Below are 21,560 nucleotides of genomic sequence, written 5' to 3' on the forward strand. Positions count from 1 at the left end.
TCCCTGTGTTAGAAGAGGGATACAGACTACCCCAATTCACACCCCAACCACAACACCTTGATAGCAGCGAAGACCAAGCTACAATATAAAGATGAACCTTGGGGCGACTCTGTGGGAAAGCTGTGGATAAGTACGTAAACCTCATAAAACTTTCGGTCGGATCAGAGAGCGTCGACTCGCTGATCGCGTGGCAAGAAAGCCGCAGGCCGCTTTTTGAGGACGGCTGCCCGCGCCACGTCACCCGCATGTGGCCCAAGCGCGAGGCCGAGATTCTGAACGGTGGATCAATCTATTGGGTCATCAAGGGCGTGATCCAGTGCCGCCAACGCATCCGGCGGCTGGATGAGGTGCGCGGCGAGGACGGCATTCGCCGCTGCGCCATCGTGCTGAGCCCCGAGGTCCACCGCACCCAGAACGCCCTGAAACGCCCTTTCCAGGGCTGGCGTTATCTGAAACCCGAGGACACTCCCGCCGATCTGCCCAAAGGACGCGAGCAGGACGACGCCCTGCCCGATGATCTCAACCGCGCGTTGGCGGAAATTGGCGTGCTTTAACCCAACCGATCCAGCAACTCGGTCAGTACCGCCTTCTCTTCTGCATCGCATTTCGCCACCCGGCTGCGCCACAGCGTCGCCTGTGATTGCAGGATCAGCCCGTCCGACAGGATTTTCAGGTGGTTAGCCCGCAGCGTTTCCCCCGTCGAAGTAATATCGGCAATCGCTTCGGCGGTTTCGTTCTTTACTGTGCCTTCGGTTGCACCCTGACTGTCAACCAAAGTGTAGTCGGCCACGCCTGCATCAGTCAGGAACTCGCGCACCAGCCGGTGGTACTTGGTGGCAATCCTTAGCCGGTGGCCGTGGGTCTTCCGAAACGCCGCCGCTACCGCATCCAGATCGTCCAGCGTGTCCACATCCACCCAGCAGGCAGGCGTGGCGATGATCAGGTCAGCATTGCCAAACCCAAGCGGTGAGATCTCTTCGACCTGCTGTTCCCAACGCGGCAGTTTCTCATGCACGAGGTCAGTCCCGGTGACACCCAAGTGAATGCGCCCCGCGGCCAGTTCGCGCGGGATTTCCCCGGCGGACAACAGGACCAGCGAAACGCCACCGATCCCTTCGACCTTTCCCGCATATTCTCGGTCCGATCCGCTGCGCGACAGGATGATGTCGCGCTTTTCGAACCAACCGAAGGTCTTCTCCATCAACCGGCCCTTGGAGGGTACACCAAGTTTCAGCCTCATTGCGCGCCCTCCTCAATCTCCAGCATCAGGTCGGGGCGAATGACGCCGCCTACAGCGGGGATTTCGGTGCCGTTGCCCAGTTGCCGGGTCAGCGCGTCATAGCGCCCGCCGGTGGCAATCGGCGGTAGATCGGGGCGGCCCTCGGCGTAAAAACCAAAAACGAACCCGTCGTAATATTCCATCGAAGTCCGGCCATAGGCGGCCTCGAAATCCAGTCGATCCACATCGACACCGCGCGCTTGCAGAGACGCTATCCGAGCTTCGAGCTGGTCCAATGCAGGGGTAATCTGCGGCAGGTCCACCGCCACGTCGCGCAGTTGTTCCAACGCGAAGGGCATGGTCTCGCGCACGTTCAACAGCGTTTCCAACCCGGCCAGTTCGCTATCGGAAATCGGCGGCGTATCACGATCCTCGCGCAGAGCTTCGATCCGCGCCTCAACCTCGGACGCGCGGCGCTTGCCGATCATGGGAATGTCGTTGTCCAACGGGTTTTCCGCGCTCAACAGAGCGTCACGCCCCTCCGGGCCGGGTTTGCGTCCGGCGAAGCGATCCAGCAGAACCCGAAACCGGCGTGGACGCCACAGATGCCGCATCAGCGCCGCTTTGCGACGGTCGGTCGTGCGCAGGCCCTGAACAGCCGCGGTCAGGATACCGATATCCCCGGTCGCCGCGCGCAGGGGCAGGCCGCGCAGTTGCAGGGCGAACAGTGAAAACACCTCGGCATCGGCACCCGAGGGGTCATCGCGGTCGAACACCTCATAGCCGACCTGAATGTACTCGTTCGACCGATCCGGATCGTGCTCCTGACGGCGGAACACCTCACCGGAATAGGTGTAGCGCGCGGGTTCTGCGCCCTCGCTCATGTGCATTTGCACCACCGGCATGGTGAAGTCGGGGCGCAGCATCTGCTCGCCCCGAAGCGCGTCAGAGGTCACATAGGCGCGCGCGCGAATATCTTCGCCGTAGAGGTCCAGCAATGTTTCGGCCGGTTGCAGCAGCGGTGGATCGACGACCTGCGCACCTGCAGCCTCGAACCGGACGCGCATCATCGCGGCGCGGGCTTGTATCTGGGAACGATTGGGCATGGGTCAGTCCTGACTGTCCAGAATTTCACGCACCTTGGCGACCAAATCGCCGCGTGGCACTTCGAACTGACTGGGGCGCTCTTTCCATTCTTCCAGCGTCGCGCTTTCGGCGATCTTGGCACCAAGGATCAGATCCTTGATCTGAACGATCCCGTTGGCCTTTTCGTCACCACCTTCGATCACCGCGATCGGAGAGTTGCGCTTATCCGCGTATTTCAGCTGGTTACCGAAGTTCTTGGGGTTGCCCAGGTAAACCTCGGCCCGGATGCCTGCATTGCGCAGCTCGGCGACCATAGCCTGATAGTCGGCCATGCGGTCCCGATCCATGACGGTGACAACCACGGGGCCGGTGGCCTCGGCAGCGATCCGGCCCTTTTCTCGCAGGGCGGCCAGCAGACGGTCCACCCCTATGGAGATGCCGGTCGCGGGTACTTCCTGCCCGGTGAAGCGTTTGACCAGATCGTCGTAACGACCGCCGCCCGAGACCGACCCGAATTGCCGCTTACGGCCTTTCTCGTCGAAAATCTCAAAGGTCAGCTCGGCCTCGTAAACCGGTCCTGTATAGTAGCCGAGACCACGCACGACCGAGGGATCGATCTCAATCCTGCCCGCACCGTAACCGCCGGCATCCAGCAATGCGCCGATCTGTTCCAGTTCAGCAATCCCGTCCACGCCGGTCTTGCTATCGCCAACGGCGGCACGCAAATTGGTCAGCGTTCCGGCAGTATCCGAAGCTTTCGATGTAAGGAATGCAATTACCGGCTCGGCCTGATCGTCGCTGAGACCGACACCATCAATAAACGCCCCCGAGGCATCCAGACGGCCTTTAGTCAGCAACTCTCGCACGCCCTGCTCACCCACTTTGTCGAACTTGTCGATAGTACGCAGAACATTGTCGCGGGCCGCGACGTCTTCACCCAGCCCCATCGCCTCGAGCACACCGTTCAAAACCTTGCGGTTATTAACCCGCACCAGATAATCACCGCGTGGAATGCCAACGGTTTCCAGCGTGTCCGACAGCATCGCGCAGATCTCGGCATCCGCGGCCATCGACGCCGTGCCCACAGTATCGGCATCGCACTGATAGAACTGGCGATAGCGCCCCGGCCCCGGCTTTTCATTCCGCCAAACCGGCCCCATCGCATAACGGCGATAGGGCGTGGGCAGATCGTTGCGATGCTGCGCATAGACACGCGCCAAAGGCGCGGTCAGGTCATAGCGCAGGGCCATCCAGTCGCCCTTGTCGTTTTCGTCAACCTCCTGCCATGCGAACACACCCTCGTTCGGGCGATCCACGTCGGGCAGGAATTTGCCCAGCGCTTCGACGGTTTCAACCGCGCTGCTTTCCAGGGCGTCGAAGCCGTAACGATGATAGACGTCCGCAATAGCCCGCAGCATCTCGGTGCGCTGCGAGACTTCCTGGCCGAAATAGTCGCGGAACCCTTTGGGCGTAATTGCCTTGGGGCGGGGCTGTTTCTTGGGCTTGGCCATGTGGGGCGTCCTTGGGAGTATCCTTGTTCCGCGCGCGGTCTATCCCATGGCCCGCATCGGGGCAAGGCGCGCTTTCGCTGGCCTTGGCGTCACAGGGTCGCTATGACCGTCGCAGGAACAGGAGTTCACCCATGCAGCATCTGGAAGAACAGATCGCCCACCTGACCCGCACTGTCGAAGAGCTGAACACGGTCGTCACCCGCCAGCAGGATGAGATCGACCGCCTGACCCGCCGCGTCGAGATGCTGTTGCAGCGCGAGGCCGAACGGGCGCAGGAAGGATCAGGCGGGGTCATTTTCGGAGACGAACGCCCGCCACATTATTGAGGTTTGACGGATGGCGAACGACGCGAGCGTTGAACCCTGTGCGTGGGTTTCTACGACGGTCAACAATATCAACGATGTGCAAGCTGCAAGTCGCAGAGAGCTTGGTGACGCGTGGCGGGCGCTGAACTCACAAGAGGAAGTTGAGTGGTCGAAGAGAATGGTTGATGAATCTTCTCTTGGCTGGAAACGCGGCGAAATCCTGACCGAAGAGCAGGTCGGCGACCTTTGGTATTTCAACGCACATCCCGAATTTATTCCCCCTCCGTTCATCTCAGGAGGTGGCTACCCATTGGTTTCGGAAACTGCAAAAGCTGTTCTTGAACGGTTCGAACTGGGAGAAACAGTTTTTCACCCGCTCACACTCATGGACTCAGAAGAAACGCGGTTAACGACGCCCGAGCCGTACTACCTTCTGAATGTCGGCAACAAACGGTCGATGGGCAATTACGAGGTGCTTGGGCCGGAGGGCGACAGCCGTGCCCCTTTAAGAAACCGACACGGAATTGTTTATTTGCCGAACCACCACCAAGAAGGTGAACTCGTTGTAGTCCCCGAAGCCCTTAACGGGCCGGATATCTGGCTGGACCCGAAAGTCCCCTCGCTTCTGTTTCTGTCCGACCAACTCGTCACCGGCCTTAAATCCGCCGGGATGGACAAAGGCTGGGGGCTGGTCCGCTGTGCGGTGGGCTCGCTGTAGCACGCCCAATCCGAAAGCCAATTACAATCCCAGCGTCGTTTTCACAGCGTTATCCACCACGCCGCCCAAAAGGGCATCCTTATCCGCGGCGCAGCCTTCCGACAGCGCGGCTATGAATGTTTCACGCAGTTGGGCCTTTTCCTCGTCAGTCGCCGCATGATCTTCGATATTGATCTGGCGATTGTGGAGAGATAGGGCCGTCATCTTTTCAACGACGGCGACAACAAAAGCTTCATCACCATTTGCCTCCTCAGCAATCGAGGCGCAGGTATAGTGCATCACAGGCAAGGCGTCCTGAACCATCTGATCAGCCGCATCATCGGCCGACGTCACACACGGAATCACCAGGATTGCGGCGCAAGCGAATATTCTGTGTCTAAAAAATCGCATCAACATCACTTCCAGTTGTGTCCAATAATTGCCCCTGCCACGCCACCAATCGCAGCGCCCTTGCCGTCGCCGACCAACGCCCCGACGCCCGCTCCGATCAGCGCGCCTTCGATCGTCTTTTTCTTTTTGTCATCCTTGTCATCTGCCAATCCCGCAGACGCCGAGACCAATGCCAGCGACGCTGCCGCCGCAAAGGTCAGAGTTCTTACTCCAAAAGTAGAAATTGCCATACCGGTGCCCTCCTGTGACACGCCCCAAATGAGGCAATGATCACAGCCTAGCCGCGCAAAAACGCTGTGGCAACAAAAGGCTGGCTCAGATTTCTTCGACCTCGGTGACGCCGTCCAGCGATTTGATTGCGCCCTTGATCTGCGGGTTGATCGGGAAATCCTGACCCAGATCCATCTCGACATCGCCCGGCAGGCCCGGATCAAGCAGGCACAGATGGATCGGGCCTTTCGATGCGCTTTTGGCGACACTGGCTGCGTCTTCCAGCACTTTGGCGACGGTTGTAACCGCCGGCGCTGCGTCAACAAAGATGCGAAGCCCCGTCGCACCGGCCTCTGCGACAACCGAGTCTACCGGCCCGACAGAGTTCCCTAGCAGTTTGAGTTGATCTGCTTCCATTTCCGCTTTGGCTGTAACAACCACATGCGACCCGGTTTCCAGAAACTCCCGTGATTTCTCCAGCGTCTCCGAAAATAGCGTGATCTCATACGCACCGGTTGGATCTGAAAGCTGACAAAACGCGAAACGATTGCCTTTCGCCGACTTTCGCTCCTGCCGGCCAGCTACGACCCCTGCCAACTTCACCATACCGATGCGCTCTTTTTCCATGCGTTGCTTAACCTGCTCCAAAGTCAAAACATCTTTGCGCTTCAACGCGGGCATGTAATCGTCCAGTGGGTGGCCGGACAGGTAAAAACCAATGGCCTTGAACTCTTCGCTGAGCCTTTCTGCTGGTAACCAATCCGGCGTGGGCGACAAACGGGGTTCGGGTAGGTCATCTCCGGCTTCACCAAACAGCGACACCTGGTTCGAGTTCTTCTGATCGTGGATCGCTGCAGAATACTGCACCAGCGGGTCAAGGCTTTCGAAGACGCGGCGGCGGTTTTTGTCGAGCTGGTCGAACGCCCCGGCACGCGCCAGCATCTCAAGCGGGCGTTTGCCCACTTTCTTCAGGTCTACCCGGCGGGCGAAGTCGAACAGGTTCACAAACGGCTTATCAGCGCGCCCATCGACGACCAGCTTCATTGCCTCGACGCCCACGTTTTTCAGCGCGCCCAGCGCATAGACCAGTTGTCCTTCAACCACATCGAACGTCGCTAGAGAGCGGTTCACGCAGGGCGGCACATAGGGCAGTTCCAACCCTTTGCGAATTTCTTCGAAATAGATCGCCAGCTTGTCGGTCAGATGGATATCGCAGTTCATGACACCCGCCATAAACTCGACCGGGTGGTTCGCCTTCAACCACCCTGTCTGATAGCTGACCACCGCATAGGCTGCAGCGTGGGATTTGTTGAAACCGTAGTTGGCGAATTTTTCCAACAGGTCGAAGACTTCGCTGGCCTTCTTGGCATCGACGCCATTCTCACCCGCGCCCTTTTCGAATTTCGGGCGCTCGGCGTCCATCGCCTCTTTGATCTTCTTACCCATCGCCCGGCGCAGCAGGTCGGCCCCGCCTAACGAGTACCCGGCCATCACCTGCGCGATCTGCATCACCTGTTCCTGATAAACGATGATCCCTTGCGTTTCTTCAAGGATATGGTCGATCAGCGGATGTACGGACGTGATCTTGCGCAGCCCGTTCTTGACCTCGCAATAGGTCGGGATGTTCTCCATCGGGCCGGGGCGGTACAACGCCACGAGGGCGACAATATCCTCGATACAGGTGGGCTTCATGCGCTTGAGCGCATCCATCATACCCGAGGATTCAACCTGGAACACCGCTACGGTTTTAGCCGCCGAATAGAGTTTATACGTCGCCTCATCATCCAGCGGGATTGCGTTGATCTGATTCTCGGCCCCCTCAGCCGGTTCATAGAGTTCCGTACCATCCGCCGCCACATGCAGGGGACGCCCGGATTTGAAGATCAGATCCATCGCGTTCTGGATGACGGTCAGCGTTTTCAGGCCCAGAAAGTCAAACTTCACCAGGCCGGCCTGTTCGACCCATTTCATGTTGAACTGCGTCGCAGGCATGTCCGAACGCGGATCCTGATAGAGCGGAACAAGTGCGTCCAGCGGACGATCTCCTATCACAACCCCAGCCGCGTGGGTCGAGGCGTTTCGCAGCAGACCCTCGACCTGTTGGCCGTAAGTCAGCAGACGATCCACAACCTCTTCGTTGCGCGCCTCTTCGCGCAGTCGCGGTTCGTCTTTCAGCGCTTTTTCGATGGAGACTGGCTTTACGCCCTCGACCGGGATCATCTTGGACAAGCGATCCACCTGCCCGTAAGGCATTTGCAGTACACGTCCGATATCGCGCACGGCCGCCTTTGACAACAAGGCACCGAAGGTGATGATCTGCCCCACTTTATCGCGCCCGTATTTCTGCTGTACGTAACGGATCACCTCTTCGCGACGATCCATGCAGAAGTCGATATCGAAGTCGGGCATCGAGACCCGTTCCGGGTTCAGGAACCGTTCGAACAGCAGCGAATAGCGCAGCGGATCAAGATCGGTAATCGTCAGCGCGTAAGCCACCAGTGAACCCGCACCGGACCCCCGCCCCGGCCCCACCGGAATGTCGTGATCCTTGGCCCATTGGATAAAGTCGGCAACGATCAGGAAGTATCCGGGAAATCCCATGCCTTCGATAATGCCCAGTTCGAAATCCAGACGCTTCTGGTATTCCTCGGGCGTCACCGCATGCGGGATTACAGCCAGACGTTTCTGCAGGCCTTCATTGGCAATTCGGCGCAGTTCAGCGACCTCGTCATCGGCGAATTTCGGCAGGATCGGATCGCGGCGATAGGCCGTGAAGGCGCAACGTTTTGCGATCTCGACTGTGTTCTCGATAGCCTCTGGCACATCGGCAAACAGAGTGACCATTTCCTGCTGTGACTTGAAATAATGCTGCGCAGTCAGGCGGCGGCGGCCCTGTTGTTGATCGACATAAGCACCCTCTGCGATACAGATCAGCGCGTCATGGGCCTCGTACATGTCCGTCGTTGGGAAATAGACGTCATTGGTGGCGACCAGCGGCAAGTTCTTGGCATAAGCCATCTCGACATGACCACGCTCGGTCAGGCGTTCGGCCTCTGGTTGACCGTCTTCACCCGGATGGCGCTGCAGTTCAATGTACAGCCGATCCGGGAACATCGCCGCCAGCCGGTCCACCAGCGCTTCAGCCGCCGGGCGTTGACCCTGCTGCAGCAGCATCCCAACCGGCCCTTCCGGTCCGCCGGTCAGACAGATCAGACCGTTCGACCGGTCCGTCAATTCCTCCAATGCGACCTGCGGCAACTGCCCGCCCTTATCCACATAGAGGCAGGAACTCAGCTTCATCAGGTTCTCATACCCGACCTCGGATTGCGCCAGCAGCACCAGCGGCGCAGGGGTTTTGGGCTTTTCACCCGGCTGTGCCTTCAGATAGGTCAAATCCACCTGACACCCCATGATCGGCTGTACTCCAGCTCCGCTGGCAGTCACGGAAAACTCCAGCGCCGAGAACATCGAATTGGTGTCCGTCACTGCGACGGCAGGCATCTCCATCTTCTCGCACAGGGCGGGCAGCTTTTTCAGCCGCACAGCGCCTTCTAGCAGGGAATATTCGGTGTGAACGCGGAGGTGAATGAATCGAGGAGTACTGCTCATGCCCCGTACGCTATCCCAGCCAGCAGCGCGGCAAAAGCGGGAACTGACACCTCGGAATGCCAAAAAAATCAAAGTTGATTATTCGGCTTTTCCAGAAGGAGCTTCGGGCACGATCCGGCGCCCTTTCTAAAAAAGCTTTATTTTCAAGCGACTGCCTTCTACACAAACGTGGCATTCACAGGCCGATCGGGTCCAATGGTATATTATATAGGCAGTTTTTCTTGCCAGAGAACCTGCCCTGTTCCTAACATCTGACGGCAAGCTATTCGCCCGCCACTCTTTCTACGTCGCATCGAAGGAGGGCACCCAAGGGCGCAACCGGGTAAGGCGACGGGTTTCTCGAATGAACATCACGTTTCTTCTGAACGGAGAGACCGTGGAACTGGCGGATGTCGATCCGACAGCGACCCTGCTGGACTGGCTGCGCGAGGATCGCGGCCTGACCGGCACCAAGGAAGGATGCAACGAGGGCGATTGCGGGGCCTGCACCGTCATGGTGACAGATGAGGGCGGGGCAAAGGCACTGAACTCGTGCATCCTGTTTTTGCCCCAATTGCATGGCAAGGCGGTGCGCACCGTCGAAGGCGCAAGCGGCCCGAATGGAGAGGCCCACCCCGTGCAACAGGCGATGGTAGACCTGCACGGTTCGCAATGCGGCTTCTGCACCCCCGGGTTTGTGATGTCGATGGTCACCGGGCATGCGAACGGCGCGACCGATCACGACACCCAGCTTGCCGGCAACCTGTGCCGCTGCACGGGCTACGCCCCGATCATTCGTGCGGCGAAAGCGGCCGAAGAACAGCCGGTTCCGGTTTGGGTCAAAGATAATCCGATTACAGTGCAGGCATCGCCGATGTTGCCCGGTTCGTCCGACGAGTTGGCGGCTGTATACGCCGAGAACCCTGATGCCACTCTGATCGCCGGAGCAACGGATGTGGGGCTTTGGGTTACCAAGCAACTGCGTGATCTGGACCCGGTCATTTTCCTCAATCGTTGTGATGATCTGAAACAGATTTCGATTACCGATGAGGAGGTCCGTTTCGGTGCCATGGTCGATATGAATCGTATGGGCGACGCGCTGGCCGATCTCCACTCCTCTTATGCAGAAATGATCCGCCGCTATGCCAGTGTACAGGTGCGCCATGCCGCGACCGTCGGTGGCAACATCGCCAATGGCTCACCCATTGGAGACAACCCGCCTGCCCTGATCGCGCTGGACGCTACCTTGCATCTGCGCAAGGGAAATGAGCGCCGGTCGATCCCGCTGGAAGAGTTCTTCGTCGACTACGGCAAGCAGGACCGCGCGCCGGGCGAGTTCGTCGAAGCGGTCAGTTTCGCCCGTCAGGAAGATCGTTTGAAAGCTTACAAACTCAGCAAACGGTTCGATCAGGATATTTCGGCCGTTTGCGGGTGTTTCAATATCACGGTGACGGATGGCGTGGTCACCGATGCGCGTATCGCGTTCGGCGGCATGGCCGGCATTCCAAAGCGCGCCTCGAATGTCGAAGCTGCACTGACCGGCAAACCCTGGTCGCGCGGGACCATTCAAGCTGCGATCCCGGCGTTTGCGGATGATTTCACTCCGATGACGGACATGCGTGCCTCCGCCACCTATCGTCTGGAAACGGCCAAAGCGATGCTGGAACGTTACTTCCTGGAAGATCAGGGCGAAGTGACCAACGTGTTGGAGGTGTCGGCGTGAGCGTGACCAAACCCCTCCCCCATGACGCGGCGCCGCTGCATGTATCCGGCGCGGCGCGATACGTGGACGACATTCCGACGCCCAAGGACTCTCTGCACCTGGCATTCGGCCTTAGCCCGATTGCCAAGGGTAAGATCACCTCGATGGACCTGACAGCCGTGAAAGCCGCTCAAGGTGTCGTGATGGTGATGACGGCCGAGGATCTACCTTTCGCCAACGACGTTTCGCCCTCGATCCATGATGAGCCATTGCTGTCGGACGGCACCGTTCATTACATCGGCCAGCCCGTGTTTCTGGTTGTCGCCACCAGCCATCTGGCCGCCCGCAAGGCCGCGCGGCTGGGCAAGATCGACTATGACGAAGAAACCCCGATCCTGACGGTTGAAGACGCACTTGCCGCCGACAGCCGGTTCGAAGAAGGCCCGCGCATCTATGCCAAAGGCGACGCGGATGCTGCCATTGCGGGCGCGGCCCATGTGATTGAAGGGGGCTTTGAACTCGGCGGGCAGGAACACTTCTATCTGGAGGGTCAGGCCGCCCTAGCCGTGCCGAATGAGGGCGCGGATATGCTGGTCTACAGCTCGACCCAGCATCCGACCGAGATTCAGCACAAGGTGGCGGGTGCTTTGGGCGTTCCGATGCACGCCATCCGGGTCGAAACCCGCCGCATGGGTGGCGGGTTCGGTGGCAAGGAAAGCCAGGGCAATGCGTTGGCCGTGGCCTGTGCCGTTGCTGCGCGTGCGACCCGCAAGGCCTGCAAGATGCGTTACGATCGTGATGATGACATGGTCATCACAGGCAAGCGTCATGCGTTCCGGATTTCCTATCGCGCCGGGTTTGATGAGCACGGCCATATACAGGGGGTATCCTTCCTGCAACATGCCATCTGCGGCTGGGCGCAGGACCTGTCCCTACCTGTCGCCGACCGCGCGATGCTGCACTCCGACAACGCCTATCTGCTGCCGAACGCGCGAATTGAAAGCCACCGGCTGAAAACCAACACTCAATCCGCGACCGCCTATCGCGGCTTCGGCGGCCCGCAGGGCATGATCGCGATCGAACGGGTCATGGACCACGCAGCCTATGCGTTGGGAATGGACCCAGTCGAACTGCGCCGCCGGAACTACTATGAACCCGCGCATGCGCCAACCATAGAAGCCGAGCATCTGGAAAAGCGTCCGTTAGAACGTGTAGATCCACATGAGGATCTGACAAGCTTGGGCGCTGTCGAACAGGTTGAGACCGCTCCGCCTGTCCGTCCGGTGCCGGAAGGCGGCAATACAACGCCTTATGGTATGGAAGTCACCGATTTTGAGCTGCACGCCATGACGGAGGCATTGCTCAAGTCCAGCGACTATACTGCGCGCAAGGCGGCGATTGAGAAATGGAACGCCGAGAATAGCGTGATCAAGAAGGGCATCGCCTTTTCTCCGGTCAAGTTCGGGATTTCCTTCACGCTGACCCACCTCAATCAGGCGGGTGCGTTGGTGCACGTGTATCAGGACGGCTCGGTCCACCTGAATCATGGTGGTACCGAGATGGGTCAGGGACTGTTCCAGAAGGTCGCACAGGTGGCTGCATCGCGTTTTGGCATCCCACTTGAGATGATCAAGATCACCGCGACGGATACGGCCAAGGTACCCAACACCTCGGCGACGGCAGCGTCTTCGGGCAGTGACCTAAACGGCATGGCGGTGAAAGCCGCCTGCGACACGCTCCGCGACCGGATGGCCGAGTATCTGGCCGAGCGGCATCAGGCCAACCCGTCAGTAGTTATATTCTCGGACGGCCACGTTTCGGTTGGTGCTGAACGCTATACCTTCGCCGAAGCTGCCGCATTGGCCTATCAGGGTCGGATCAGCCTTTCGGCGACTGGTTTCTACAAGACCCCCAAGATCGAATGGGACCGAATCGCTGGACGCGGTCGACCATTCTTCTATTTCGCCTACGGTGCATCTGTTACCGAGGTCGCAGTCGATACGCTGACCGGTGAGAACCGTATCCTGCGCACCGATATCCTGCATGATGCAGGCGCGTCGCTGAACCCGGCGCTGGATATCGGGCAGGTCGAAGGCGGTTACGTGCAAGGCGCGGGCTGGCTGACCACCGAGGAACTGGTCTGGGACGGCAAGGGTAATCTGCGCACCCATGCTCCGTCGACCTACAAGATTCCGGCCTGTTCTGACCGGCCCGACATTTTCAACGTCGCGCTTTGGGATGGCGCGAACCGCGAGGACACGATCTATCGCTCGAAAGCAGTGGGAGAGCCGCCATTCATGCTGGGCATATCCGCTTGGCTCGCCCTGTCGAACGCGGTGGCGGCTTGCGGTGACTGCTATCCCGCGCTGGATGCCCCCGCCACGGCAGAAGAGGTTTGGCGCGGTGTCCAAAGGGTAAAGGGAGGAGCCTGATGGGATTTGATCGAGAGGCTTTAAGGGAGGCGGTCAGAATCCATGGGAGAGTCACCCGGGTGGTCATCGCTGCAATTAAAGGGTCATCCCCACGCGAGGTTGGTGCAGCAATGCTGGTTTGGGAGGACGGGCAAAGCGGAACCATCGGCGGCGGCACGCTGGAGTTTCAGGCGACTGACGCCGCGCGGAGTCAAATCACGCCTTGCCGCCTGACACATCACGCACTTGGTCCAGACATGGGCCAATGCTGCGGCGGTGTGGTCTCATTGCTGAGCGAGATCTATGACCAAGACGATATGAATGCGCTCGATGATACTGTTATCGCGCGTTCCCCGTCGGGCAGTGACATGCCCCTGTCGGTCAAACGCCTGCTGGCGGCCGCACGCGGACAGGGCGTCGCGCCCCAACCGCAACTGATCGACGGATGGATGGTTGAGCCGGTGCATAAGCCATCCCGTAATCTGTGGATCTGGGGCGCTGGTCATGTAGGTCGCGCGTTGGCGGATGTGTTGTCCCCCCTTCCCGGTCTTGCAATTACCTGGGTCGATACCGGCCCCGAACGATTTCCGGATAAGATTCCAACTGGTGTGACGCCGGTTCCAGCGGCCAAGCCAGGAGAGCTGGTTCACCATGCGCCGCGCGATGCCGAGCATCTAGTGCTTACTTATTCACACACTTTGGATCTAGAGCTGTGCAACCGGCTGCTTTCGCATGATTTCCGCTTTGCTGGCCTGATCGGCTCGGCTACGAAATGGGCGCGGTTCCGTTCACGGCTGGCGGCCCTCGGGCATTCACCCGAACGGATCGGTCGGATCACCTGCCCGATCGGTGATACCGGCTTGGGCAAACACCCGCAGATGATCGCCGTCGGCGTCGCCGCGCAGCTTTTGCGCCCGGCCAGGCAGAACGAGTTGAAGAAGGACCTGAGCGCGTGACTACTCCGCTATTAAGTTTGCAAGGGCTGACCAAAGCCTATCCCGGCGTCGTGGCCAATGATCAGGTGTCCTTTGACATCGGTGAGGGCGAAGTTCATGCGCTGCTGGGTGAAAACGGCGCGGGTAAATCCACGCTGGTGAAAATGATCTATGGTCTGGTGAAACCGGACAGCGGTACGATGCTGTTGCGCGGCCAGTCCTTCTCCCCCCCCGAACCGCGCGCGGCACGGGCTGACGGGATCGCGATGGTGTTCCAGCACTTCTCGCTGTTCGACGCGCTGAACGTGGCCGAGAATATAGCCCTGGGAATGGAGAACCCGCCGGCTATGGGCGATTTGGCCTCGCGTATTCGGGAAGTGTCCGAGACCTACGGCCTACCGCTGGATCCCTTCCGCACCGTCGGTGACCTTTCCGCAGGTGAACGCCAGCGGGTCGAGATCATCCGCTGTTTGTTGCAGGACCCTAAGCTGCTGATCATGGACGAGCCGACCTCGGTTCTGACGCCGCAGGAGGTGGAAATCCTGTTTGAGACACTGAACAAGTTGCGGTCCGAAGGCACCTCGATACTTTATATTTCGCACAAGCTGGAAGAAATCCGGACCCTGTGTGACCATGCTACGATTCTGCGTCTGGGCAAGAATGTGGGCGAATGCGTTCCGGCCGAGACCTCGGCGCGTGACATGGCCGAAATGATGGTCGGCTCAACTCTACAGACACCGGAACGGTCCGGCCGTGAATTCGGTGAGGTGGCGCTGGATGTCAGCGGACTCTCAGTACTTTCGCCGTCCGAATTTGGCACGGCGTTGCGCAATATCCACATGACGGTCCGCAAGGGCGAGGTTCTGGGCATTGGCGGCGTCGCCGGAAACGGACAGGACGAGTTGCTGGGCGTGTTGTCGGGTGAAATCCCGACAACCGCTGATGCGATCAAGTTCAACGGCCAACGCATCGGCAAACTCGGCCCCACTGCGCGGCGGAAGCTGGGCGTGCTGACCGCCCCCGAAGAACGGCTGGGTCATGCGGCGGCTCCAGACATGAGCCTGACCGAAAACGCCCTACTCACCGGATCGGTTCGCGAAGGGCTTGAGAACAACGGTTTCCTGAAATGGAACGAGACCAAAAGCTTTGCCGAGAAAATCATCAGCGCCTTTGACGTCCGTACACCGGGCCCGGAGAACGCAGCGCGCTCGCTGTCAGGCGGCAACCTGCAGAAATTCGTGATCGGTCGCGAAGTCCTGCAAAACCCGGACGTTCTGGTGGTGAACCAGCCAACCTGGGGCGTGGACGCGGCAGCGGCGGCCTCGATCCGGCAGGCCATTCTGGATCTCGCGGCCAAAGGCACGGCGGTAGTCTGTATCTCTCAGGACCTGGACGAGTTGATGGAAATCTCGGACAGCTTCGCGGCCCTGAACGAAGGCCGCCTGAGTGCCCCGCGCCCGACCACCGGCCTGACGGTTGATGAGATCGGCCTGATGATGGGCGGTGCGCATGGCATGGAGGTGGCCCATGTCTAATACAAAACAAGAGCTGAAAACGGGGGTGTGAGCAGATGATAGTGTTGGAGAAACGGCCACAGCCGTCCAAGGCCTGGTCCTATGCCACCCCACTGGTCGCGGTACTGGCAACGATGGTGTTTGGCGGCATCCTGTTCGCCATTTTGGGCAAAAACCCGGTCGAAGCCATCGGTACGATCTTCTGGGAGCCTTTGTTTGGTGAGTTCGCATTTTACTACCGCCCGCAACTGCTGGTTAAAGGTGCGCCATTGGTGCTGATTGCGATCGGTTTGTCGTTGGGCTTCCGCGCTGGCATCTGGAACATCGGCGCCGAAGGACAGTACATCATGGGTGCCATTTTTGGCGCTGGTGCCGGTCTGGCCTTCTACCCGCTGGATGCGTTCTACATATTCCCGATCATGGTGATCGCAGGGGCGTTCGGCGGCTGGCTCTGGGCGATGATCCCGGCTTTCCTCAAGGTTCGCTTCGGCACCAACGAGATCCTCGTCTCGCTGATGCTTGTCTATGTGGCCGAGCAGATGCTGGCCTCGGTCTCGCTGGGCCTGCTGAAGAACCCCGAAGGGTTCGGCTTTCCCGGCTCGCGCAACCTGCAATCCTATGACAGCGCTCATAACGCCGAGTTGATTGCGGGATCAGGGATGCACTGGGGCGTGGTGACGGCATTGATCGCTGTGATCTTTGCTTATGTCCTGCTGAACCGGCATATGCTGGGCTTCCACATCCGTCTAACGGGTGAAGCGCCCCGGGCAGCCAAGTTCGCCGGTGTGAACCCGGCGCGCCTGATTCTGTTCTGTCTGGGCCTGTCCGGTGCATTGGCTGGTCTGGCAGGGATGTTCGAAGTCTCTGGTCCTTCGGGTGTGGTTAGCATCGATTTCAACGTCGGTTACGGTTTTACCGCGATCATCGTGGCCTTCCTTGGCCGCCTGCATCCGGTGGGTATCCTGCTGGCGGGTGGCCTGATGGCGCTGACCTATATCGGCGGCGAAATCGCCCAGTCGCAACTGGGCCTGCCCGCTGCTGCCATTCAGGTATTCCAGGGGATGCTGCTGTTCTTCCTGCTGGCATTCGATCTTCTGACAAACTACCGCATCCGTGCGGCCCGCAGCGAGGTGGCGTGATGAATACCTTAGTCTCTGCCATTCAGGCAGATCGCCGCGCCACGACTATTCATGCAGGTCTCGGACTGCTCTTTCCAATTTCCATGGGGTGCGTCCTGATATTGATGGAGATGGTAACCGGCAATTTCGATACGGCCAGAATAATCGCCGGAGTGCTGATTGCTGTCCTGTTTCACCCGATGAATAAACTCGCGGAGCGCCTAAGTGGCCCTTGGCCCGAGCAGTTTGGATTCTTTACCCGGCTCGTCCCGATGTTTGTATGTCTTGCGGCAAGCGCTGCGTCTGTCTTCCTCTTTCTGGTCAAGGAGTGACCCATGGACCTTGGCGAAATTAACCCCGTACTTCTGGTCGCCTCGCTGATGGTCGCCGCAACCCCCCTGCTGTTGGCCGCGATCGGGGAACTGGTTGTCGAAAAAGCGGGCGTTCTGAACCTCGGCGTCGAGGGCATGATGATCGTCGGTGCAATCAGTGGCTTTGCGATCTCGGTCGAGACCGGGTCCCCTTGGCTGGGCTTCATCGCAGCGGCTATCGGCGGTGCTGTGCTGTCCTTGCTGTTCGTGCTGCTAACGCAGTTTGCACTGGCCAATCAGGTCGCCAGTGGCCTAGCGTTGACCCTGTTTGGACTCGGTTTCAGCGCCCTACTGGGGCAAAGCTATGTCGGGGTTAAACCTCCCAGCATGGGGGATATCCACATCCCCCTGATCAGCGATATCCCGGTGATCGGACCGATCCTGTTCCAGCATGATCCGATCCTCTATGTCGGCATTGCCCTGACCGCAGCCGTTTGGGCCACACTGAAATACACTCGTGTCGGCCTGATCTTGCGTGCGGTGGGCGAAAACCACGATGCAGCCCACGCGCTTGGCTACAAGGTCATCAAGATCCGCATCCTGGCGATCCTTTTCGGGGGCGCCTGCGCGGGCCTTGGCGGCGCCTATATCAGCCTGATCCGCGTCCCGCAGTGGACCGAGGGCATGACAGCCGGCGTTGGCTGGATCGCCCTGGCGCTGGTGGTGTTCGCCAGTTGGAAACCATGGCGCGCACTGCTGGGTGCTTATTTGTTCGGCGGAATCACCGTGTTGCAGCTTAATTTGCAGGCGGCGGGCGTTGCCATTCCAGTCGAGTATCTGGCAATGTCGCCCTATATCATCACGATCCTTGTGCTTGTGATCCTTTCAGCCGACAAGAGCAGCGCACCTGCCTCATTGGGTCGGATCTTCCACGCCTCGCACTAGGGGCCAACTAAATCAACTTGGGGAGTAACACATGAAATTCACTACACTTCTGACAAGCGCCGCCATAGCGCTTGGTCTGGCCACTGGCGCCATGGCCGAAGACAAGACCAAGGTCGGTTTCGTCTATGTCGGCCCGGTGGGTGACGGCGGCTGGACCTATGAGCACAACAAAGGTCGGCTGGCGGTCGAAGAGCATTTTGGCGACAAGGTCGAAACCGTGTTCGTTGAATCGGTACCCGAAGGCCCAGACGCTGAGCGTGTGATGACGCAGATGGCGCTGGAAGGAGCCGATCTGATCTTCACTACCTCGTTCGGTTACATGGACCCGACCATCAACGTGGCAAAGAAATTCCCGAACGTGAAGTTCGAGCACGCGACCGGCTACAAAACCGCCGACAACGTCTCGGTCTACTCGGCCCGTTTCTACGAAGGCCGCGCCGTTCAGGGCCACATCGCGGGCAAGATGACCAAGTCCAATATCATCGGCTACATCGGCTCGTACCCGATCCCCGAAGTGATCCGCGGCATAAACTCGGCCTACATCCACGCCAAAAAAGTAAACCCGGATGTCGAGTTCAAGATCGTCTGGGCCTACACTTGGTTCGATCCTGCGAAAGAAGCTGACGCGGCCACCGTTCTGATCGAACAGGGCGCGGATGTGATCTTGCAACACACCGACTCGACCGCGCCGCAGGCGGCGGCGCAAGAGGCGGGTAACGTGATCACTTTCGGCCAAGCATCGGACATGAGCGAATACGCTCCGTTCCCGCGCGTGTCGTCGATCATCGACAACTGGGCGCCATACTACATTGCACGCACTCAGGCCGTCATGGACGGTTCGTGGGCAACCGTGAACACCTGGGACGGCATCCGGGAAGGCATGGTGGAGATCGGTGAGATTTCCGACGCGGTTCCGGCCGACGTCAAGGAAGAGGCACTGGCACTCAAGGCTGCCATGGCCGCCGGCGAATACCACCCCTTCACCGGCCCGCTGAAAAAACAGGACGGCAGTGACTGGCTGGCCGAGGGCGAAACCGCCGATGACGGTACGCTGGCAGGCATGAACTTCTATGTCGAAGGGCTGGAAGGCGAGATCCCGCAGTAATCTGCCGATCACCAAACTATAGAGGGCCGGCCTTTTGGCGGGCCCTTTTTTATTGCTCTTGATTAAGAGCTAACAGGGCGGGGATAGGCGCACGAGGTTGGCTAAGTTCAATCGTTCGCACCCAAACCCGGTGACCTCAGTGGTTTGCTGGTCGCTGATCTTTTGCAACCAGAAATCACCTCGCCCAAAAGGCGACTTGATGCGGCCTCGTTCGCCAAATTTGGCGGGAAATGGCACCTGTGCTATCCTAGCGGGGCATTTAACAAAATTGGTCATTTGGGTTGATATTATGGAGCCCGAACCAGAAGACACATTGAACGATCCGAACAGTTTTACTGAGATGGAATTCAAGCTCAAAGACCTGAAAGCCGGTGGGCTCGACCCCAGAGGCCGAGAAGTTCTGGATATCCTCTGGGCGGTCAATGAGTTCAAAATCTACAAGACACGCTTTGGTATTTCACCGTTCTTTTGCGATGCCCCGGAACAGGCGTGCAAACAAAAAATGGCCTATCTGAAACTGGGGTCTGAAATTGCCGAGTTCAATCACCTTATCCAAATCCTAACACGGTTCGGCGCGTGGCGTTCGGAACGGCCTATGCCCGCCCAAAAAGCAGAGAACTTGGTCTTCTACGAACGCGAACTTGCCAGGTGCATTGCGCAGGCTCTTCTGGGTCAGGAAGAAACGGCAATGACATCGCTTGACGGGCTTCGCGACCGTTTGGCGTCCCGGCTCAGCAACCGGGGGCGTGTCATACATCTTTCTGTGAATATCATCCTGGTTGCGCTGATAATTTTGTTAAGCTTCTTACTGGCGTGCTTGAACGTCGTATCCGTATTCAATTTCGACTCAGAGGAGATCAGCTTAGCGTTGATGATGGGCAGTATCGGCGCGTTGTTCTCGACCACCGTCAGACTGCAAAGCATGAAGGTGGACCCGCGCGTTGATTGGTACATCCATTGGGTCTACGCTTTTCAGCGTGTCGCTGTCGGGGCTCTTGGTGCTTTGATCCTGTATTTCGGTATCAAGGCCGGGATTCTGCAGGGTTTGTTCTCTGGCTCGGGCGCCTCAGGGCAGACCGAGATTCAACCTGCCCCCTACTGGCTGTCATTTGTCTGCATTCTGGCCGGGTTCAGTGAACGGCTTGTGCCCAACTTGCTGGAAGCAAAGAGCAATGAGGCATCCAGTTCACAAGACTCGACCAAATGAAAACGCCCCGCTAAGGCAAGGCGTTTTCTTCATTTCCGCTGACCGAAGGATCAATGCCCCGTCAAAACCAGCGTATTCACCGGCATCAGGATCAGACGCAGCCGCAAACCCGCAGCATGGACGACGCCAATCGTGTCGATCACATGCAACGCGGCGCTGTGCCAAAAACCCAAATCCTCATGCTCCAACCGTTCGTGATTGTCGGTATAGACGTTGGCCAGACAATTGCTGCCCGGAGGAATGTCATCGGCCATGTTTTTGTACAGAGGCTCCATATAGACCAGAATCGAGCCCGGATTGGTGTTGGCTTGCACATCCCGCAATTCGTCCGAGGGTCGGATTTGCCCGGATGGGATCACGTCCTGAACCTCGACCACAACCATCGGGATTACAGTGAAGGGCTTGGTCATACAGCCCAGCTCTCCGATCATGCCGGGCTTGATGACCTGCGCCGACATCTGGTTGAACGCGGCCTGGAATCGGTTGTGGCCCGAAGACGAAGGCACCAAGATACCCGCCGGGCGCAGCAGCGGGCTGACATAGTCGCCAACCTGCAGGCCGAATTGTTCGACCCGGCCCGTCACACCGGCACTGATCACGGTCTTGTCCAGTTCAGTCAACGCAGCATCCAGCTGCGCGTTGGCGCTGGCCAGTTGGGCCGGGATCAGTTCTTCGATCTGTTGAACCACAGCCGCGCGTTGCGACTCTGCCGCCCTCAATTGCGCCTCGCGCTCGGCCACGAGGTTTTCCAGCCTGTCGATCTCGGCCAGTCTTACGGCGCTGGACCCTTCGTCGCGCAGCGTGGTATTGCGTTCCAGATCCTCAAGCGACTGATCCAGCGCGGCGCGGGCACCGGCAATACCTGCTTCGGCCTCGGCCAGATCGGTTTCCGCAACTTTCAACGAGGCCTGAACCTGCGCGATCTGTGCATGGGCAGCTTCGACCATGGCGGTCTGGGTGAAATCCTCGATCCGAAAGATCGGCTGGCCCGCTACGACCCGCTGGTTATTGGAGACATACACCTCGGACACACGGCCACCCAGTTGTGGCAGGATCGTCACCGTGCGGAAATAGGATGCCGCTGTCTTACTGGCCGGGTGGAAGTAAAACAGAGTGGTGATAACCGTCAGCGCCAGAATGGCACAAGTGGTAAGGCCCCAGCGCAGTTCATACCACATGGTGAACAGCGTGATTTCATGACCGATCCGCTTGCCCTGAACAAACCGGCGAAACAGATAGTCGGGCAGCACCGTTACCAGCGCACACATCAAAGTCTCAAGCATGT

At 58.9% G+C, this 21,560-nt stretch carries 19 protein-coding genes; 12 read left to right on the forward strand and 7 right to left on the reverse strand.

All coding sequences use genetic code 11. The annotated features are described in order from the left end of the window. The first annotated feature begins 122 nt into the window (after positions 1-122). Positions 123-554, forward strand: coding sequence for a DUF1489 family protein (locus ACR0IK_RS08220; RefSeq protein ID WP_480641103.1), 432 nt, complete (start codon positions 123-125; stop codon positions 552-554). On the opposite strand, the gene hisG is transcribed toward ACR0IK_RS08220, so the two are convergent. Genes hisG through hisS form a run of 3 tightly spaced genes read right to left on the reverse strand, consistent with a single transcriptional unit; the run spans position 551 to position 3,816 of the window. After that, positions 551-1,240, reverse strand: a complete 690-nt coding sequence (hisG, locus tag ACR0IK_RS08225) for an ATP phosphoribosyltransferase (protein WP_480641104.1) — start codon at positions 1,238-1,240, stop codon at positions 551-553. The genes ACR0IK_RS08220 and hisG overlap by 4 nt on opposite strands. Further along, positions 1,237-2,325, reverse strand: coding sequence for an ATP phosphoribosyltransferase regulatory subunit (locus ACR0IK_RS08230; RefSeq protein WP_480590458.1), 1,089 nt, complete (start codon positions 2,323-2,325; stop codon positions 1,237-1,239). Before ACR0IK_RS08230 ends, hisG begins: the two co-directional genes overlap by 4 nt. Positions 2,326-2,328: 3 nt before the next feature. Next, on the reverse strand, positions 2,329-3,816 hold the full coding sequence (gene hisS, locus ACR0IK_RS08235; RefSeq protein ID WP_480641105.1) for a histidine--tRNA ligase: 1,488 nt from the start codon (positions 3,814-3,816) through the stop codon (positions 2,329-2,331). A 131-nt stretch (positions 3,817-3,947) separates the two neighbouring features. On the opposite strand from hisS, the gene ACR0IK_RS08240 reads away from it, so the two are divergent. Together ACR0IK_RS08240 and ACR0IK_RS08245 are read left to right on the forward strand one after the other, a co-directional pair. Beyond that, positions 3,948-4,142: a SlyX family protein gene (locus tag ACR0IK_RS08240; RefSeq protein WP_480641106.1), complete on the forward strand. Its 195-nt coding sequence runs from the start codon at positions 3,948-3,950 to the stop codon at positions 4,140-4,142. Positions 4,143-4,152: 10 nt separating this feature from the next. After that, positions 4,153-4,839: an imm11 family protein gene (locus ACR0IK_RS08245; protein WP_480641107.1), complete on the forward strand. Its 687-nt coding sequence runs from the start codon at positions 4,153-4,155 to the stop codon at positions 4,837-4,839. Between the two features lie 21 nt (positions 4,840-4,860). On the opposite strand, the gene ACR0IK_RS08250 is transcribed toward ACR0IK_RS08245, so the two are convergent. The 3 genes from ACR0IK_RS08250 to dnaE form a co-directional block, all read right to left on the reverse strand. Beyond that, a complete protein-coding gene (locus ACR0IK_RS08250) occupies positions 4,861-5,172 on the reverse strand; it encodes a hypothetical protein (protein WP_480641108.1) in 312 nt (103 codons plus the stop codon). A gap of 62 nt (positions 5,173-5,234) precedes the next feature. Beyond that, on the reverse strand, positions 5,235-5,459 hold the full coding sequence (locus ACR0IK_RS08255; RefSeq protein WP_480590471.1) for a YMGG-like glycine zipper-containing protein: 225 nt from the start codon (positions 5,457-5,459) through the stop codon (positions 5,235-5,237). An 85-nt stretch (positions 5,460-5,544) separates the two neighbouring features. Continuing rightward, on the reverse strand, positions 5,545-9,048 hold the full coding sequence (gene dnaE, locus ACR0IK_RS08260; protein ID WP_480641109.1) for a DNA polymerase III subunit alpha: 3,504 nt from the start codon (positions 9,046-9,048) through the stop codon (positions 5,545-5,547). Between the two features lie 343 nt (positions 9,049-9,391). Here dnaE and xdhA point away from each other — a divergent pair, with 343 nt between their 5' ends. From xdhA to ACR0IK_RS08305, 9 genes are all read left to right on the forward strand, one after another. Beyond that, entirely contained in the window at positions 9,392-10,750 is a 1,359-nt protein-coding gene (xdhA, locus tag ACR0IK_RS08265; RefSeq protein ID WP_480641110.1) for a xanthine dehydrogenase small subunit, read from the forward strand. Continuing rightward, the gene (xdhB, locus tag ACR0IK_RS08270) at positions 10,747-13,161 is read left to right on the forward strand and encodes a xanthine dehydrogenase molybdopterin binding subunit (protein WP_480641111.1); all 2,415 of its coding nucleotides are present in this window, start codon (positions 10,747-10,749) and stop codon (positions 13,159-13,161) included. The genes xdhA and xdhB overlap by 4 nt, the downstream gene beginning before the upstream one ends. After that, a complete protein-coding gene (gene xdhC / locus ACR0IK_RS08275) occupies positions 13,161-14,096 on the forward strand; it encodes a xanthine dehydrogenase accessory protein XdhC (RefSeq protein ID WP_480641112.1) in 936 nt (311 codons plus the stop codon). The genes xdhB and xdhC overlap by 1 nt, the downstream gene beginning before the upstream one ends. Next, positions 14,093-15,610, forward strand: a complete 1,518-nt coding sequence (locus ACR0IK_RS08280) for an ABC transporter ATP-binding protein (RefSeq protein ID WP_480641113.1) — start codon at positions 14,093-14,095, stop codon at positions 15,608-15,610. The genes xdhC and ACR0IK_RS08280 overlap by 4 nt, the downstream gene beginning before the upstream one ends. Before the next feature lie 35 nt (positions 15,611-15,645). Next, a complete protein-coding gene (locus tag ACR0IK_RS08285; RefSeq protein WP_170332149.1) occupies positions 15,646-16,728 on the forward strand; it encodes an ABC transporter permease in 1,083 nt (360 codons plus the stop codon). Beyond that, positions 16,728-17,039, forward strand: coding sequence for a hypothetical protein (locus tag ACR0IK_RS08290; protein ID WP_480641114.1), 312 nt, complete (start codon positions 16,728-16,730; stop codon positions 17,037-17,039). The genes ACR0IK_RS08285 and ACR0IK_RS08290 overlap by 1 nt, the downstream gene beginning before the upstream one ends. A gap of 3 nt (positions 17,040-17,042) precedes the next feature. Further along, entirely contained in the window at positions 17,043-17,963 is a 921-nt protein-coding gene (locus tag ACR0IK_RS08295; RefSeq protein ID WP_480590492.1) for an ABC transporter permease, read from the forward strand. A 31-nt stretch (positions 17,964-17,994) separates the two neighbouring features. Next, positions 17,995-19,068, forward strand: coding sequence for a BMP family ABC transporter substrate-binding protein (locus ACR0IK_RS08300; protein WP_480641115.1), 1,074 nt, complete (start codon positions 17,995-17,997; stop codon positions 19,066-19,068). Positions 19,069-19,357: 289 nt separating this feature from the next. Further along, the gene (locus ACR0IK_RS08305) at positions 19,358-20,275 is read left to right on the forward strand and encodes a hypothetical protein (protein WP_480641116.1); all 918 of its coding nucleotides are present in this window, start codon (positions 19,358-19,360) and stop codon (positions 20,273-20,275) included. Between the two features lie 50 nt (positions 20,276-20,325). Here the strand turns inward: ACR0IK_RS08305 and ACR0IK_RS08310 are convergent, their stop codons facing one another. Continuing rightward, a complete protein-coding gene (locus ACR0IK_RS08310) occupies positions 20,326-21,558 on the reverse strand; it encodes an HlyD family secretion protein (RefSeq protein WP_480641118.1) in 1,233 nt (410 codons plus the stop codon). Positions 21,559-21,560 lie beyond the last annotated feature (2 nt).

This window comes from Ruegeria sp. BF7 (assembly GCF_056538605.1).